The sequence below is a fragment of the Clostridium sp. Cult3 genome (genome assembly GCF_021655115.1).
Lineage (GTDB): Bacteria > Bacillota > Clostridia > Tissierellales > Tepidimicrobiaceae > PPXY01.
In genome coordinates this window covers 11454-27526 of the sequence record NZ_PPXY01000039.1, presented here as the reverse complement: position 1 = coordinate 27526, position 16073 = coordinate 11454, and the positions used below count along the sequence as shown (strand labels likewise).

Genomic DNA, 16073 nt, shown 5'->3' with positions numbered 1-16073 from the left:
TTAACTATTTTGGGGATATCCATATTAGTTTCCATACTCATATACTATAATGAAGTATTTGTTTTAGATATTCCTATGTTGAAGATATGTAATTATATAGGTCTAGGCTATAGAAAATCCTATGCAATAATCCTTTGGATAGCTATGTTTACTACAGCTTTAGCCAATGGGTTTGGATTTATGAATAGGGTATCGAAGGGAAAAAATAAAATGTTGATGACAGCTTTATTCTGCATATCTGCTATTCCACTAGCTAAAGTTGGCTTCTCTAATCTAGTAGCCATACTATATCCTGTATTCGGATTTATTGGGATTGTAGTGATGGTATTTGTTCTGCTATACTAGTACTAAAGATAAACTTGAGGAGCTGATAAAATGCCCTATATGAATATAATGAATAAAAATATTTATTATAAAGAATATGGAAGTGGTGACCCAATAGTATTTTTAAATGGAATGATGATGGCAACTAATAGCTGGTCTCCATTTACTAGAAAATTGTCTAAAGATTATAGAACGATAACTGTAGACCTGTTGGATCAAGGCAGATCTGATAGTAGTGAAGATAGCTATAATATTGATGTTCAGGTAGAGTTTTTAAAACAATTTTTGCAAGAACTAAACTTAGAGAAAGTTCATCTGTTAGGCACCTCTTATGGTGGAAAAGTAGCCTTGAGTTTTGCTACTAAATATCCATCAAATATCAAATCCCTAATACTATCCAATACGGATAGCTATACTACCAATATAATGAATGATATTGGTAAGGGGTGGATATATGGAGCTTCTACCTTAGATAGTAGAATTTTTTCCACTCTAGTTATGCCCTATATTTATTCCTATGGATATTATGAAAAAAACCATGAAGAAATAAAATCAAAAGGGAAAGCCTTTGACAATATATTAGATGAAGAATGGTATAAAAGGTTTAAGAGAGGCATAGAAAGTGCAAAGGACTACAATGTATACCATGAACTCAAGAAGATTAAAAGCCCAACATTGATTATAAGTTCTGAATTAGATATTATTACTCCCATAGGATATCAAAAGTCTATCTACGAACAGATAGGGGGTTCTCAATGGATAATTATGAAGGGAGTAGGTCATGCATCTATGTATGAAAAACCTGAAGAATTTTTATCCATAGTAATGAAATTCTTGAAGGAAAACTTTTGATAAAAATAAGGCAGGGTTAACCCTGTCTTATTATACAAAAGGTAGATATTTATTGTTATCAGACTTATATAGTTTCTTAATGGAATTTTCTATTATTTTAACTCCATTTACTATTTCTTCATTAGATATAGCTCCAAAGCTTAATCGTATATAGTTAGAATATATGCTATCGTTGATAAAAAATATTTTACCTGGTACTATAGCTACATTGTTTTCTCCACATTCATCATATAGATCTATAGCGTCCATCTCTTCCGGTAGTTTAGCCCATATACTAAGACCTCCCTTTGGTTCGACGAAGGAAATATTATATTTTTTAAGCCTCTCTAATTGCTCAACCATGGTAGTGTATTTATCTGTATACACTTCTTTGATGGTTTCCATATGGTTTTTCCAATAGCCCTTCCTCAAATATAGATCGAAAGCCCTTTGCAAAAAACCAGAGGAGGATATATCTGTAGTGTGTTTGGCTTTAACAATATCCTTAAATAATCTATCAGGAACGATCATAAAACCTATTCTTACTCCAGGCATAAATATCTTGGAAAAGCTTTTAATATATATGACCTTATCCATATGATCCATAGATTTTAAAGGTAGTTTTTTATCCTCATCATAATTCAAATCCGTAAGAAAATCGTCTTCGATAATATAGAAATCATATTTTTTGCTCAATGCAATTAATTCTCTTTTTTTGTTTTCGCTATAGCAGTAGGTAGTAGGACTTTGGTAATTGGTCATCATATATATAAATTTTGGATTATATCGCTTGATATATCTATTTAAAATCTCTAAATCCATTCCACCTTTTTCCATAGGCACACCTATTATTTTTGCTCCTCTTGATTGAAAAGCAGCTATGGCTCCAGAATAGGTAGGATTTTCAACTAATATAGTATCTCCTTGGGAGATCAGTGCTTTAGTTATTATATCTATTCCTTGTTGACCACCAGAGATTACTTGAATTTGATCTTTAGATACGGTCATACTATAATTTTCCTGCAAAAAGTTGCAGATGGATTCTCTAAAGGGTTCATATCCATTTATTTCTGGATATAAAAAGGCGTTTCCCTTATCCCTATCTAAAACCTCAATTAATGATTGTTTAAACTGGGTGATAGGAAATATTTCAGGAGTAGGAGATACGGTAGCAAAGTTAATGCTATCCTTAGAAATGGGAAGAACCCCACCTATCATTAGCTCTATATCTCCATCTTCTATATAGGGAAGATCTATGTTGTAATTAGGCCTTCTTACATAGGTTCCACTACCCTTTATAGAGTAGACATATCCTTCCTGTTCCAATAAATTATAGGCATTTACAATTGTAATATTGTTAACTTCCAATTTTTTTGCTAAACTTCTTATAGAAGGAAGTTTTTCACCTTCCTCTATTTGTTCCTTTTCAATCATATCTTTGATATTGTTGTAAAGCTGTATATATAGGGGAGTATTTAAACTTTTATCGATCAACATATTTATTACCTCCGTTGAATGTATCGGTACATTTATTATATCAGATAAAAAATTATCTACAATACTATAGAAGAAATTGTTAAATAGTTATAAAATAATAACAAGGATGAGGTGATATTTTGGAGGACAAACAAAAGAAGAAAAATAGTATTGGATTTAAAATATTTATTATAATATTAGTGGGAATGATACTGTTTTTTTTAAAAGAGGAAAATCAAAAGAAGTTTATACAATTTATAGATAATACTAGATCCGTAGATATAGAGGCTAAAATAACAGAATCTATACCAGTAGAAGAAGATACAGAAAAGATATTGATTCATGGAGAAGGTATGATCCTCTGGAAGGAAAATCATATTATTAAATTGGATATAGGTGGCTCTAAGGAATGGGAAAGGGAGTTTGTATTCGAGGAGCCAGCAATATCTGTTGGTGAACAATATATCTATGTATACGAAAAGCCGTCGGGGATAATCCATTTCCTAAATAGTAGTGGAGAAACGGTTCATAGGGTGGATTTAAAGGCTAGAATTATGAATATAGTTGAAAGTTACGAAAATATATTAGTCCATATCAAAACAAAGGATATTGAGAGGATAAATATACTAGATATGGAGGGAAAAACCATAGAAGATGCTCTAATAAAAAATAAAAACATTCTTACCTATTCAATAAATAAAGATGGCGCTACGTATATTATATCCAGCTTAGATTTAAAAGGAGATGGTATGAAATCAGAAGAGTACGTATTTAAAAAAGGGAACCAATCTTTATTTAATATGGAGTTTAAAGATGAGATGATTCTGTATTCAAACTTTATAGATAGAAACAAAGTTGTTATAATGACAGATAAAGGCATATATATGGCTAAAGATGGGGAGATCCTATGGGAAAGAAATCTTCAGCTAGTAAAGGACATATACATGGATAAATCTAATATACACCTATTATATGGTAATATATTAGAAACCATATCCATAGAAGGTACTACTGAGGAGAAAAAATCCTTTACGGAAGAATATAAAAAGATAATCCCTTTTAATGGGTATTTGGTTGTCTATGGAGATGAATATATAATGGGATTAAAGGATGGAGAAGAGGTATTTAAATATAAAAGTGATGAAAACATTCTGGAAGTAATTGAAGGAAGGGAAAATCTGATCTTAAGATATAAAGATAAAATAGAGTTAATGAAGTTGGAGAATAAAATATAGGGTTCGGTGATTTTATGAATTGGATAGATATGATAGTAGCAGCTATATTAATATATACTACAACTAAGGGATTCCGTTTAGGATTTACCATATCCATATTTAATATAGTGAGAATCTTACTGTCTGTAGCCTTAACTAAAAGATATTATCCCAGTATTTATGGGTATATAATTAATAACCCTAATGTGTATAATATATTTGAAGTAATAGTTGAGTTTGTGTTAAACATATTGTTTTATACTAAAAACAAAGAAAACCCTAGCTTTATCCCAAATTTAATTTCAAAGGGATTGATAAAAATAATCATAAGCCTTTTTGCTATAGCTTTGATTTTTTGGATAACAAATAAGTTGATAAAAATATTTTTAGGGCTCTTTTCATTTGTTTTGAAAACTCCTGTACTTAAACAATTAAATAAATTTGGTGGTATATTGTTTGGATTGATAGAAGGATTATTTATCATATATCTATTAAACTTAGTATTATCTCCTATAGCTAGCATATTTCCCAACTCCTTTATAGGTAAAGGTGTATTTAATTCGCTAGTTTTCGACTATTTAAAGGAGATGAACCTAATGTTTAATATTTTTACAAATAAAACCTATATTTGAGGAGGTAAGTTTTATGAATAGAAAGGATTATTCTTTTGGTTTATTGTTAGTTTTTGTTGGCGCTCTATTTTTACTGTTGAACTTAAAAGTATTGACCTTTGAATGGTTGATGTTCATACTATCTATAGGGCTCATAATTGGATATTTTATTAAAGGTCATATGGGATATTTGATATCTGGCTTGGTATTATTAGGGATTTCTTTGGTTTCCCTATTAAATCAGTATGCTTTTCCTGGAGTAAATATTAAAGGATTTCTGTTCCTATGGATATTTGGTATCATATCTTTAGTATTGTATGGAAGACAGGGCTCTAGAGGTCTCCTCATATTTGGGATAATACTGCCTGCCTTAGGAACCTATAATTTAATAGAAGAATTGGCATATGGTGATGTATCTTGGACCCTATATCTATTATTTGGTATTGCATTTTTTATTATTTACATAATAGGATATCGTAAAGCAGGCATAGAATGGCCTAAACACCTAGCCCTAGCTATGTTAGTAGTATCCCTACTATTTTTGATAACTTCAAGAACCGCAGTAGAATTTAAATTCTGGAAGTTTATAAATTATCTATGGCCTATACTACTAATAGTAATAGGAGCAAGGATAATATACAATATGATAAAATTAAATGAATAATCCCAGCTAGCTGGGATTATTCTACTACTATTTCTACTTTTTCACCGTCTTCAGATTCTATATCTACAATCTTACCTGTAGCGCCATTTTTTATAGCATCAAATAATTCCTTCATATCATTTTCGTTAAGATTGGCTTCTTTTAATTCTGGAACAAAGGCTGGGGCAAACTTACCAGCCATCTTCATGCTTACATCTATTAAAGCTATAGGTACTGTAACATTGACCTTAGTATTGTCATCTGGATCAAATACCCTTATCTTTAGCCACTTAGCTTGCTTATTGGCCACATAGGTTTCTTCTGCATCCCCTAAGGCATCTAATAGATCAATACCCTCTTCTGAAGTAATCTTTCCTTCTTCAACCATTTTTAGAATTTGTAACTTTTCTTCCTTTAAATGAGCCATATTATCCCTCCCTACCATAACTTAATAGAACCATTGGAAGTAGCAGCTGTAAACTCAAGATGTTCCAATTCCTCATTAAAGTTGATACTATGGGCTAGGATCTTTCGTGTACCTAAGTTTACCTGCTTATTTACTTTATATACCAGATTAGGTATCTCTAATCCTATATTTCCTAAAGAGGTTTCCAAATCGAAATAGCTTTCCTTTCCTATCTCACCTATTCCTGCATCTATAGGGGCATTAGAAGTATATAGTTTTATCTCCTTAATCCTATCTGGATTGATATCCATTAGTATGATTTTTCCATTGGAAGTAGTGAATTTAATATATTCGCTATTTATATTCTTTCCATCTATTGAGCCATTGGAAGTAGTAGCTGAAACATCATCTGTGATCACATTAGATAATAGAACTCTACCATTAACAGTAGATAAGGTTAGATCATTGCTATTTATATCTTCTACATCGATTCTCCCGTTTTTAGTCCCTATTAGGATATCTTGGGCTACTATATCCTTTGCAGCAATTGACGCATTGGTGGTATTACATTGTAGCTTATTCATATTGAAATTACTTATTTGAATTTTACCATTTGTAGTGTTTAAAAGGATTTTATCATAGGATTTATCAGGTAGATAAACGTTTAAGTTTATCATTATATTACTAGATATTTCAGGCAGAAATACTAGTCTATTTCCCTCTTCATAGAAATCATAAAATGTATCCCTTTCATCTAGTAGACCGTTTTTATATTGACAGTTTATCTTGATAAGCATATGATCTTTTTCCCAATTTTCAACAGATATATTGCCATTGACGGATTTGAAGTCGATAATTGGGCTTTCTATATGGGAAATATTCTTCTCAAGGGAAGTATTCATACTTTCATATCCGCCTAACAATATCTTAGGACTATTACCATCCATCATCTCATTGAAAAAACCGGATATCTTATTTCCTAGATCAGCGCCTAGATTTCCCACCTTTTTTCCTTGTTCCTTAATTACCTTTTCAAATTCCTTCATTTTTACTTTGGCTTTTTCCATGTCCACAGTTTTATCCTTTTCTTTAAATTCCTCTTCCCCTATTGAAGTTTCAGTTTCTTCTATAGCTTCTAGAAGCCTTATAGCTTCTTCGGAAGTAATCTTTCCTTCTTCTAACATAGATAATATCATCATTCTTTCTTCCTTCACTTATATCTCCCCCTATTCTTCACCTTTAAGAAGTTTGACAGCCTCTTCAGAGGTGATCTCCCCTTTGCTTAATCTTTCCAATACCTCTTTTCTATCTACTTTAGGTTCAGTATATTTTGGGCTGTAACCAAGAGCAGAAATTACATCTTCTAGTTTGTTCCTAACGGTAGGATAGGAGATGCCTAATTCCTTCTCTATTTCTTTAATATTTCCCCTATTTTTTAGAAATACCTCCACAAAATTTTTTTGTTCATCTGTAAGTTTGCAGAACTTACAAAGGGTAAAGCTACCCTCTATATTGGTATAACAATGGCTACAGCTTAATCTAGTCACATCTAGCTCTTCTCCACATACAGGACATATTCCAAGTACTTCTCTTTTCATCTTTTCACCATCCTTTACAGTATACTTATCTTAACTGTTGTATTATTCCCATCTTTGATATCTACCATTTCAAAGGGTCCATGTCTTTTTAATTCATTTATGATTTTCCTTAAATCCTTACTATTAATTGATTCTAATATTAATCTAGTATCATCATCTATATCCTTAATAAATTTCAGTGTAATAGTTCCTAGCCCGAGTCCCATGCCAATCAATAAATCTAGTAACCAAAAAGGAATAGCAGGAAGTCTTAGGTTTTGGCTTTCATCTTTTACTATTATTTTTAGTTTAGAAGCTTTTCTTTTAGGTAGATTTGATATAGTACTAATATTTTTTATCTGAGTTATTGCAGCCTTAGTGGTGATATCCCCTTTACTTATAGCTTCTAATATATTTCTAATCTCCTCTTTCAAAAAACCCCCTCCTTATAGGATTTAATTTAATCCATGTTTAGATATAATTGATATTAGGGTATACTAAAAAGGATAATAGTGATAAAATTAATTATATCTATTAGCTTTTCAATACTATAATAGTATTAAACTTCAAATATGTCAATATGAATCTTAAAAATATTAATATTTAAATTAATATTTTTAAGATTCATATTGAAGAAATAACAAAGGACTAGGGAAAGATTTTATAAAGCATAAACCCTATCTATAGATAAAAGCTTACCTATAGAATATATCAATAGATGTATCTTGTAAAAAGATAGTATAATATATTTATAATGACATATTAGGAGGTAATAAGATGAGGATTGAGGTAGACGCAAGAGGAGAAGCTTGTCCAAAGCCAGTAATAATGACTAAAAAGGAACTAGATAAAGTTGGTGAAGGTGTAGTAACTACCATAGTAGATAATGAAGTAGCAAAGGACAATGTTTCCAAACTAGCAAATAGTCTCGGCTTTGAGTACAATGTAGATGAAGTTAGTGACAGGGAGTTTCATATTACTATAACAAAAGGAGAGGCAGCTGTAGATACTGATGTACCTAAATCTGATGATTTTAAGGATTTAACTGTTGCATTTGCTTCTGATACTATGGGTAAAGGATCAGAAGAACTAGGAAAAATTTTGATAAAATCCTTTGTATATACACTGACTGAGGCAACTCCTTACCCCTCCACATTAATATTTTATAATGGAGGAGTACATTTAACCTGTGAAGGCTCAGAGGTGCTAGAGGATCTAAAGAAATTGGAAGAGGAAGGAGTAGAGATAATATCTTGTGGGACTTGCTTGGACTTTTTTGGGATTAAAGATAAATTGCAAGTAGGAGAAATTTCAAATATGTATACCATATATGAAAAATTAAGAAATCCAATGAATACTGTAACTATAGGCTAGGAGTATGTTATAATGAAAGATAGAGAATTTGGTGTTATTACTTTTAAATCAGTAAATTATGCCATAAAATCTGAATCTGTATTTAATGGAGAAGATATTCAATTTAGAACTATACCCACACCTAGGGAAGTTACCCATAGCTGTGGTTTGGCTATTAAATTTGATCTAAAGGATACGGATTTGGCGAAGAGAATCATAGAGGAGAATCAATTAGCTATAGAAGGCATGTTTAAAATAATAAAGAATAAGGAAGGAAGCTTTGCTGAAAAGCTTAATTGAAATTAAGGAGAGTTATGGATGGATAGGGTATTAAATTTTATTGAGAAGTTTTTTAAAAACTCAAAGGGTGAATTGAATATTCTTGGTAAAGGCATAAAGATAATCATTATTTTTATTATCATAAGGATATTGATTAAGATAGCCTATGTAGTCATAGATAGAACCATGAATAGAAGGAAAAAAGGCATATTTTATGCCGATGAAAAAAAGATTAATACCCTATCTACTGTACTTAAAAATATTATAAAATACATATTTTATTTCATAGGCTTGGTTATGGTATTGGACATGTTCAATATAAGTACCTCTTCTATATTAGCTACTGCAGGGATTGGAGGGCTAGCTATAGGATTTGGTGCTCAATCCTTAGTCAAGGATATAATAACTGGGTTTTTCATATTATTTGAAGATCAATTTTCAGTAGGAGATTATGTTAAAATAGGAGAGTATGAAGGAATAGTTGAGGAATTAGGGGTAAGGGTTACCAAGATAAGGGATTTTTCTGGTGAGCTTCATATAATACCCAATAGCAATATCGGAGCAGTAACCAATAGGACTAGGGGAGCTATGAGGGCTCTTGTAAAGGTTAGCGTAGCCTATGAAGAGGATATTGATCAGGTAATAAACATACTAGATAGGGTATGCAAAGAGATAAGAGATACCAATGAAAACATAGTAGATGGTCCTACTATATTGGGAATTAGTGATTTAGGTGAATATGGAGTGGATTTAACCATCGTAGCGAAAACTAATCCTATGGATCAATGGGGTGTAGAAAGGGAGATTAGGAAAAAGGTTAAGGAAGCTTTGGACAAGGCAAATATAGAAATTCCATATCCAAAACGAGTTATATATGATAATAAATCCTAAGGAGGGGTTAGATGTTAAAATATGAGGTTGGTGATATAATAACACTAAAAAAATCCCATCCCTGTGGGGAAAATAAATGGGAGATAATGCGTACAGGAGTAGATATTAAACTAAGATGCTTAGGATGTGATCGCCAGATTTGGATACCTAGAATAGACTTTGAAAGAAGGGTAAGAAAGATATTAGTAGATGATAAATGGATAAGCATAGTTCACCATTCTTGATTTCAGCCTTTTGGGCTGTTTTATTTTGTTATTTTGTCAAAATGCTAGTATTTAAATTATATGTTTGTTATAATGTAGTCATAGATATTAATCCATATTTCAGGAGGTGCACTCTATGATTTTTGACAAAATGGAAAGTGGCGAATTTGAACAAATTGTTTTTTGTCAAGACAAGGCATCAGGGTTGAAGGCTATTATAGCTATTCATGACACAACTTTAGGACCAGCTTTAGGAGGGTGTAGAATTTGGAATTATGATTCAGAGGAAGAAGCTCTAGTCGATGCAATGAGATTAGCTAAGGGAATGACTTACAAAAATGCAGCAGCAGGATTAAATATAGGTGGAGGAAAATCAGTAATAATTGCAGATCCAAAGAAAGACAAAACAGAAGCTATGTTAAGGGCTTTTGGTAGATTTGTTGAAAGTTTAAATGGTAGATACATAACAGCAGCAGATGTAGGAAGTCAACCGGAAGATTTAGACTTTATATATCAAGAGACTGATTATGTAGTAGGTATATCTGAAAGCTACGGTTCTTCAGGAAATCCAAGTCCAGTAACAGCTTTTGGTGTTTACAGAGCTATGATGCGAACTGCTAAAGAAGTTTTTGGAGATGATTCATTAGAAGGTAAGACCGTCTCCGTTCAAGGATGTGGAAGTGTTGCATATAGTTTATGCAAACATTTGCACGAAGCAGGAGCTAAGCTGATTGTTACTGATATTAATGAGGAAGCAGTAGAAAGAGTCGTAAAGGATTTTGGTGCTGAAAAAGTAGGGGTAGATGAAATATTTGAAGTAGAAGCTGATATATTTGCACCTTGTGCTTTAGGCGCTATATTAAATGATCAAACAATTCCAAAACTAAAAGTTAAAGCTGTATGTGGGAGTGCCAACAATCAATTAGATGATATTGAAAAACATGGTCAGATGCTAAAAGATAGAGGAATCATTTATGCTCCAGACTTTATAGCAAATGCAGGTGGAGTTATAAATGTAGCAGATGAACTACTAGGATATAATAGGGATAGAGCATTGGATAATGCATCAAGAATATATGACCAAATAGGATTAGTATATGATATTGCCAAGGAAGAAGATATTACGACAGCTGAAGCAGCAGATAGAATGGCCGAAGAAAGAATTGCGACTATGAAAGAAATAAGAAGTAATTTTATTAGAACAGAACACGATATATTAACTAGAAGATAATTAAGATAATAAAAGCAGGTCTTTTTTTAACGGCCTGCTTTTTTATTGGAACAGGTACGATATAATTTAGTTATAGGACTTAGAAAGATATTAACTTTTTCTTGCACATATTTATTATTAATGGTATAATTCTATAGATATATCCTTGCTCTATTTGTGTAGAGCCGTTAGTCCAAAAGGAGGTGAATACTATGAGAAAATATGAAGCAGTTTTTATCTTTGTACCAAGTCTTGAAGAGGAAAAGAGAAATCAATTACTAGATAGACTTAAGGGTATCATTGAATCTGATGGTACTGTTACTAATGTTGAAGAATGGGGAATTAGAAAACTAGCATATGAGATCAACGATCGAACTGAAGGATACTATGTAATAATTAATTTTGAAACCAATACTGAAACTGTTGAAGAGTTAAACAGAGTAGCGAAGATATCTGACAACATAATGAGACATATGGTAGTTAGAGAAGATGAATAAATGCTAAGGTGGTGTTTTGGTTGAATAATGTTGTGTTAATTGGAAGACTTACAAGGGATCCAGAATTAAGGTATATACCTAATACAGGAACCCCAGTATCTACTTTTAGTTTGGCAGTAGATAAGCAGCTTTCCAAGGAAAAAAGACAGGAATTTGAAAGTAAAGGACAACCAACAGCCGACTTTATTAATATTGTCGTATGGGGAAGACAGGCAGAAAACTGTGCTAATTATCTATCGAAGGGGTTGCTAGCTGCTGTTCAGGGAAGAATACAATCTAGATCATATGATGCTAAGGATGGTACTAGAAGATATGTTACAGAGGTAGTAGCAGAAAGAGTGGAATTTTTAGAATGGGCTGATGACAATAACTCAAACTTTAGAGATTCCAGTACAGATTTTCCTGATATCGATGGATTCGAACCTATAGATGACGACAATATTCCATTCTAAGAAGGAGGGAAGACAGGTGCAAAGAAGATTTAGACCAAGAAAAAGAGTTTGCAGTTTTTGTGCAGATAAATCTGAACATATAGATTATAAAGATATCAATAAATTAAAAAAATATGTTACTGATAGAGGTAAAATTCTTCCAAGAAGAATCTCTGGTAACTGTGCAAAACATCAAAGAGAGCTAACAAGAGCTATAAAACGAGCAAGACAAATAGCACTATTACCATATAGTGCGGACTAAGAGAGGATAACCTCTCTTTTTTGTTTGACATATAATATTTTACTCTGTATTATCTTAATAAGACTATTAATTAAATTTGATATATAAAAAAGGGTGAAGAGATGAAAGATAACAATCATATGGATGTAATCAAAAACCTTAGGACTATAGAATGGCTAAAATCGGAAATATTGACCTCCGTTGCTAATCTATACGAAATATTGGCAAAAGGGGAAGACAATGCAAAAGAAGATATGGAGGATTTGATATCCAATGTCATACTTCTATCCTATTTATTAGGCAAACGATTAGGATTAGATTATGAAGATATAAATTTAAGCCTTCAGGATAAACTTAAATTAAATATAATACAGGACCATAAAATTGAAAAATGGTATGGAGACCTAAGTCAGCTGCTGGAGTATATAAACAAAAATTGAGAATAGGGGTGAAAAAGTATGAAGATAGATGGGAATACAGGTCGTAAAATTGCTGAAATCATATTGACAATTGGAATATCTACAATATTAATGTTATTAGGAATGTATTATATACCATGGATTATACTTTTATATCCTGCACCTTTTATAGTATTAGGGGTTAAATATGGACTAAATTATAATATAATAAGTATTATAGTATCAGCTTTTTTTATTGGTTTGGTAACGGATAATACATCTGGTATATTCGTGTTGCTAGCTTTTTCACCCTTAAGCGTTTCTCTTAACTATCTAATTGCAAATAGAAAAAAGCCCCTTGAAACTATGATAATCACTACCTTAGTTTCACTGGCATCCTTTTTATTGATATTGGGTTTAATAAAGGATATGGTCGGTGTAAGCATAGTTCATCAGCTAGATGAATTTTTTACTCAAACCATAAATACCCAAATAGAAGGGTTAAAGGATATGCAAATGTCCCATTATGAGATATTGCAAGTTGAAGATTTTTTAGAAAGTGCTTTTGATTATGTATTGTTAATCATACCTTCAATAATTATGATATTTTCACTAATTACAGCCTATTTAAACTATTTCGTATCTTCAGTAATGCTTAGAAAAATAGGATACGGAATTGCATCCATTCCTAGGTTTTCAAAATTTAGATTGCCAAGCAATATATTATTGGGAACGGGTATTATGTTTTTGGGAGCTTTTTTGCTTAAATGGTTGAAATTGTCCTATTATGAGACGGTACTGTTAAATATCACAGTACTTGCAACCTTTATGTTTTTTAGTCAAGGATTATCCGTAATAGATTACAGGTTGATTAAAAGGAATATAGGGAGATTATTTAGAATATTGATCCTACTATTCTTTATTTTTGTATTACCTATAGGAGGAATAATAACCTTTGTAGGAATACTAGATGCCATAATAGATTTTAGAAAGTTTGAAAAGAATGCCTAAATCCCAATAGGAGGATTGCTATGGAGAACAAAAATTTATTTAAATGGAAGGATACAAAACTTTATCTGATAATTATTGGATGCTTAATAGCTATAATTGCATATTATCAGCCTATATTAGCTTTTGTTTGGGCTATAGCTTTAGCCTACTTAATATATCATTACAACAAGACCATCCACGACAAGGAAAGGGAATGGACTAAATATATAGAGGGTTTAGCAGAGGAATTTGATTCAGCAACTAAACATGCAGTATTCAATATGCCCTTTCCACTAGTAATATTGGAAGAGGATGGGACTATAAATTGGTACAATACTAGATTTTCTGCCATGATAGATGAAGATAGTATATTGAACAATAAAATAGGGGATTTTGTACCTAAAATAAAGGCAGAAGATATTATAAAGAAAGATGACAAAAAACCACTAGATATCGAATACAAAGGAAAATACTACAAGGTATATTACAATATAGTGGATATTAAAAAATCCGTAAGCAAAAAAGGCAATATACTCATGTTGTATTGGGTAGACAATACGGATAGGGTGGTTTTAGACGTTAAATATAAGGAAGAAAAAATAGCTATTTGCTTAGCCTATGTAGATAATTATGATGAAGTAAAAAGCACCACCCCGGAAGTAAACAGACCCTTGGTATTGGCTGAAATAGATAAGACCATAAGTGCCTATGCAGCTATGCACAATGGATTTATGAGAAAATATGAAAATGATAAGTATTTACTAATACTTGAAAATAAAAACTTAGAGGCTATACAATATAAGAAGTTTGATATATTAGACAACATTAGAGAAATAAACAAGGGCAATACCATACCCATCACCCTTAGTATGGGAGTTGGAGTAAATGGAGAGAATCCAAATGAAACCTATGAATATGCAAAAGCTGCCATAGATATTGCATTAGGTAGAGGCGGAGATCAGTCGGTAGTTAAGGAAAACAACAATCTAAGCTTTTATGGCGGTAAAACCAAAGCCATAGAGAAAAGAAACAAGGTAAAGTCCAGGGTTATATCCCATGCTCTAAGACAACTTATAGACCAATCGGAGGAAATGTTCGTTATGGGACATAAAACGGCAGATATGGACTCTTTTGGCGCTAGTATAGGTATAATTAGAGCAGCAAGAAATAGAAACAAGAAGGGATATTTAGTATTGGCAGATGTGAACCCTTCCATTAAAAATATATACGAAAGGATGAAATCCGAGGCACCAGAGTATTTGGATTTGATCCTAACTCCAGAAGAAGCAATTCATATGGTAGATGAATTCTCCCTACTGGTAGTAGTAGATAATCATAAGCCTAGCTTTACAGAAGCGCCAGAACTTCTTGATTTGACGGATAAGGTAGTGTTGATCGACCACCATAGGAGAGGAGCTGAATTTATAGAGGACCCAATCCTTACCTACTTGGAGCCTTATGCTTCATCTACATGTGAATTGGTAACGGAAATATTGTATTATATGTCTGAAAAAATGGAGATGACCAAATTTGAAGCAGATGCCCTATTGGCAGGGATAACTGTGGATACTAAAAACTTTACTTTTCAAACCGGCGTTAGAACCTTTGAAGCTGCCTCCATATTAAAGAGAGCAGGAGCAGATACCACTAGCGTTAGACAGTTTTTTAGAGATGATTACAATACGTTTTTAAACAAGGCAGAGGTGGTTAAAAATTCTAAGATAATATTTAATAAAATCGCTATAGGAAGATTGGAAAGGGATATGGAAGATTCGGTATTAATCGCGGCTCAGTCTGCTAACGATCTTCTCAATATAAATGGAGTAGAAGCATCCTTCGTATTGACCTTGTCAGAAGGTAAAATCCATATAAGTGGTAGATCCCTAGGCAATATTAGTGTTCAATTGATATTGGAAAAGCTAGGAGGGGGAGGGCATTTAACTAGTGCTGGAACTCAATTAGAGGGAATTACCATGGATGAAGGGGAAAAACATTTAATAGATACCATAGAAGAATATTTTAAGGAAGGTGATGAGGAATGAAAATAATATTATTAAAGGACGTAAAAGGATTGGGTAAGGAAGGAGAATTGGTTAATGCTAAAGATGGATATGCTAGAAACTATCTATTCCCTAAAAAATTAGCAATAGAAGCTACACCAACAAATATGAATAAATGGAAGGAAAGAAAAAAGGCGGAAGAAGCTAGAGAAAAGGAAGAACATGAAGAAGCTTTAAAGCTAAAGAAAAAAATAGAATCATTAAATTTAGAATTAAAAGGTAAAGCTGGTGAAGGCGGAAAGCTATTTGGTTCTATTACATCAAAGGATATTTCCGATGCGCTAAAGGCCCAACATAAAATAAACATAGACAAAAGGAAAATCGAATTAAAAGATAATATTAAAACCCTAGGTACTACCGATGTAGAAATAAAGGTTTATCCAGAGGTATCAGCTAGACTAACAGTAAAAGTAACAGAAGAGTAATGGGGTGATTCCA

General features: G+C 32.2%; 21 protein-coding genes and 1 pseudogene. 17 read left to right on the top strand and 5 right to left on the bottom strand.

Features of this window, described 5'->3' with window-relative positions:
- Together C3E88_RS08075 and C3E88_RS08070 are read left to right on the top strand one after the other, a co-directional pair.
- Positions 1-345: pseudogene (locus C3E88_RS08075) on the top strand (hypothetical protein); the annotation flags it as partial.
- Between the two features lie 30 nt (positions 346-375).
- Positions 376-1176 (top strand): alpha/beta fold hydrolase, encoded by an 801-nt coding sequence (locus C3E88_RS08070; RefSeq protein WP_236909664.1) that lies wholly within the window; start codon positions 376-378, stop codon positions 1174-1176.
- 30 nt (positions 1177-1206) lie between these two features.
- Here the strand turns inward: C3E88_RS08070 and pdxR are convergent, their stop codons facing one another.
- Positions 1207-2652, bottom strand: coding sequence for a MocR-like pyridoxine biosynthesis transcription factor PdxR (gene pdxR / locus C3E88_RS08065; protein WP_236909663.1), 1446 nt, complete (start codon positions 2650-2652; stop codon positions 1207-1209).
- Between the two features lie 119 nt (positions 2653-2771).
- Here pdxR and C3E88_RS08060 point away from each other — a divergent pair, with 119 nt between their 5' ends.
- Genes C3E88_RS08060 through C3E88_RS08050 form a run of 3 tightly spaced genes read left to right on the top strand, consistent with a single transcriptional unit; the run spans position 2772 to position 5120 of the window.
- Entirely contained in the window at positions 2772-3866 is a 1095-nt protein-coding gene (locus tag C3E88_RS08060; RefSeq protein ID WP_236909662.1) for a DUF5711 family protein, read from the top strand.
- Positions 3867-3880: 14 nt separating this feature from the next.
- On the top strand, positions 3881-4477 hold the full coding sequence (locus tag C3E88_RS08055; protein WP_236909661.1) for a CvpA family protein: 597 nt from the start codon (positions 3881-3883) through the stop codon (positions 4475-4477).
- Between the two features lie 13 nt (positions 4478-4490).
- Positions 4491-5120, top strand: coding sequence for a hypothetical protein (locus tag C3E88_RS08050; protein ID WP_236909660.1), 630 nt, complete (start codon positions 4491-4493; stop codon positions 5118-5120).
- Positions 5121-5136: 16 nt separating this feature from the next.
- Here the strand turns inward: C3E88_RS08050 and C3E88_RS08045 are convergent, their stop codons facing one another.
- From C3E88_RS08045 to C3E88_RS08030, 4 genes are read right to left on the bottom strand one after another with little or no spacing between them, the layout of a single operon-like run.
- Positions 5137-5526: an SHOCT-like domain-containing protein gene (locus tag C3E88_RS08045; protein ID WP_236909659.1), complete on the bottom strand. Its 390-nt coding sequence runs from the start codon at positions 5524-5526 to the stop codon at positions 5137-5139.
- An 11-nt stretch (positions 5527-5537) separates the two neighbouring features.
- Positions 5538-6719, bottom strand: a complete 1182-nt coding sequence (locus tag C3E88_RS12455) for a DUF4097 family beta strand repeat-containing protein (protein ID WP_236909658.1) — start codon at positions 6717-6719, stop codon at positions 5538-5540.
- A 12-nt stretch (positions 6720-6731) separates the two neighbouring features.
- Positions 6732-7103 carry a DUF2089 domain-containing protein gene (locus C3E88_RS08035; RefSeq protein ID WP_236909657.1) on the bottom strand — a complete coding sequence of 124 codons (372 nt, stop codon included), beginning with the start codon at positions 7101-7103 and terminating at the stop codon, positions 6732-6734.
- Positions 7104-7117: 14 nt separating this feature from the next.
- Complete coding sequence (locus tag C3E88_RS08030) at positions 7118-7516, bottom strand: hypothetical protein (protein ID WP_236909656.1); 399 nt, start codon at positions 7514-7516, stop codon at positions 7118-7120.
- A gap of 343 nt (positions 7517-7859) precedes the next feature.
- On the opposite strand from C3E88_RS08030, the gene yedF reads away from it, so the two are divergent.
- From yedF to rplI, 12 genes are all read left to right on the top strand, one after another.
- Positions 7860-8456: a sulfurtransferase-like selenium metabolism protein YedF gene (yedF, locus tag C3E88_RS08025; protein WP_236909655.1), complete on the top strand. Its 597-nt coding sequence runs from the start codon at positions 7860-7862 to the stop codon at positions 8454-8456.
- Between the two features lie 12 nt (positions 8457-8468).
- Positions 8469-8735: a DUF3343 domain-containing protein gene (locus C3E88_RS08020; protein WP_236909654.1), complete on the top strand. Its 267-nt coding sequence runs from the start codon at positions 8469-8471 to the stop codon at positions 8733-8735.
- 18 nt (positions 8736-8753) lie between these two features.
- Positions 8754-9605: a mechanosensitive ion channel family protein gene (locus C3E88_RS08015; RefSeq protein WP_236909653.1), complete on the top strand. Its 852-nt coding sequence runs from the start codon at positions 8754-8756 to the stop codon at positions 9603-9605.
- Positions 9606-9616: 11 nt separating this feature from the next.
- Complete coding sequence (locus C3E88_RS08010; protein ID WP_236909652.1) at positions 9617-9829, top strand: DUF951 domain-containing protein; 213 nt, start codon at positions 9617-9619, stop codon at positions 9827-9829.
- Between the two features lie 115 nt (positions 9830-9944).
- A complete protein-coding gene (locus tag C3E88_RS08005; RefSeq protein ID WP_272878503.1) occupies positions 9945-11039 on the top strand; it encodes a Leu/Phe/Val dehydrogenase in 1095 nt (364 codons plus the stop codon).
- A gap of 191 nt (positions 11040-11230) precedes the next feature.
- Complete coding sequence (gene rpsF / locus C3E88_RS08000) at positions 11231-11515, top strand: 30S ribosomal protein S6 (RefSeq protein ID WP_236909650.1); 285 nt, start codon at positions 11231-11233, stop codon at positions 11513-11515.
- A gap of 20 nt (positions 11516-11535) precedes the next feature.
- Positions 11536-11967: a single-stranded DNA-binding protein gene (locus C3E88_RS07995; protein WP_236909649.1), complete on the top strand. Its 432-nt coding sequence runs from the start codon at positions 11536-11538 to the stop codon at positions 11965-11967.
- Positions 11945-12208 carry a 30S ribosomal protein S18 gene (rpsR, locus tag C3E88_RS07990; RefSeq protein WP_236909648.1) on the top strand — a complete coding sequence of 88 codons (264 nt, stop codon included), beginning with the start codon at positions 11945-11947 and terminating at the stop codon, positions 12206-12208. Before C3E88_RS07995 ends, rpsR begins: the two co-directional genes overlap by 23 nt.
- Before the next feature lie 101 nt (positions 12209-12309).
- Complete coding sequence (locus C3E88_RS07985) at positions 12310-12627, top strand: MazG-like family protein (protein ID WP_236909647.1); 318 nt, start codon at positions 12310-12312, stop codon at positions 12625-12627.
- Positions 12628-12645: 18 nt separating this feature from the next.
- A complete protein-coding gene (locus C3E88_RS07980; RefSeq protein ID WP_236909646.1) occupies positions 12646-13596 on the top strand; it encodes a YybS family protein in 951 nt (316 codons plus the stop codon).
- Positions 13597-13616: 20 nt separating this feature from the next.
- Positions 13617-15617 carry a DHH family phosphoesterase gene (locus C3E88_RS07975; RefSeq protein ID WP_236909645.1) on the top strand — a complete coding sequence of 667 codons (2001 nt, stop codon included), beginning with the start codon at positions 13617-13619 and terminating at the stop codon, positions 15615-15617.
- The gene (gene rplI, locus C3E88_RS07970; RefSeq protein ID WP_236909644.1) at positions 15614-16060 is read left to right on the top strand and encodes a 50S ribosomal protein L9; all 447 of its coding nucleotides are present in this window, start codon (positions 15614-15616) and stop codon (positions 16058-16060) included. The genes C3E88_RS07975 and rplI overlap by 4 nt, the downstream gene beginning before the upstream one ends.
- Positions 16061-16073: the final 13 nt, after the last annotated feature.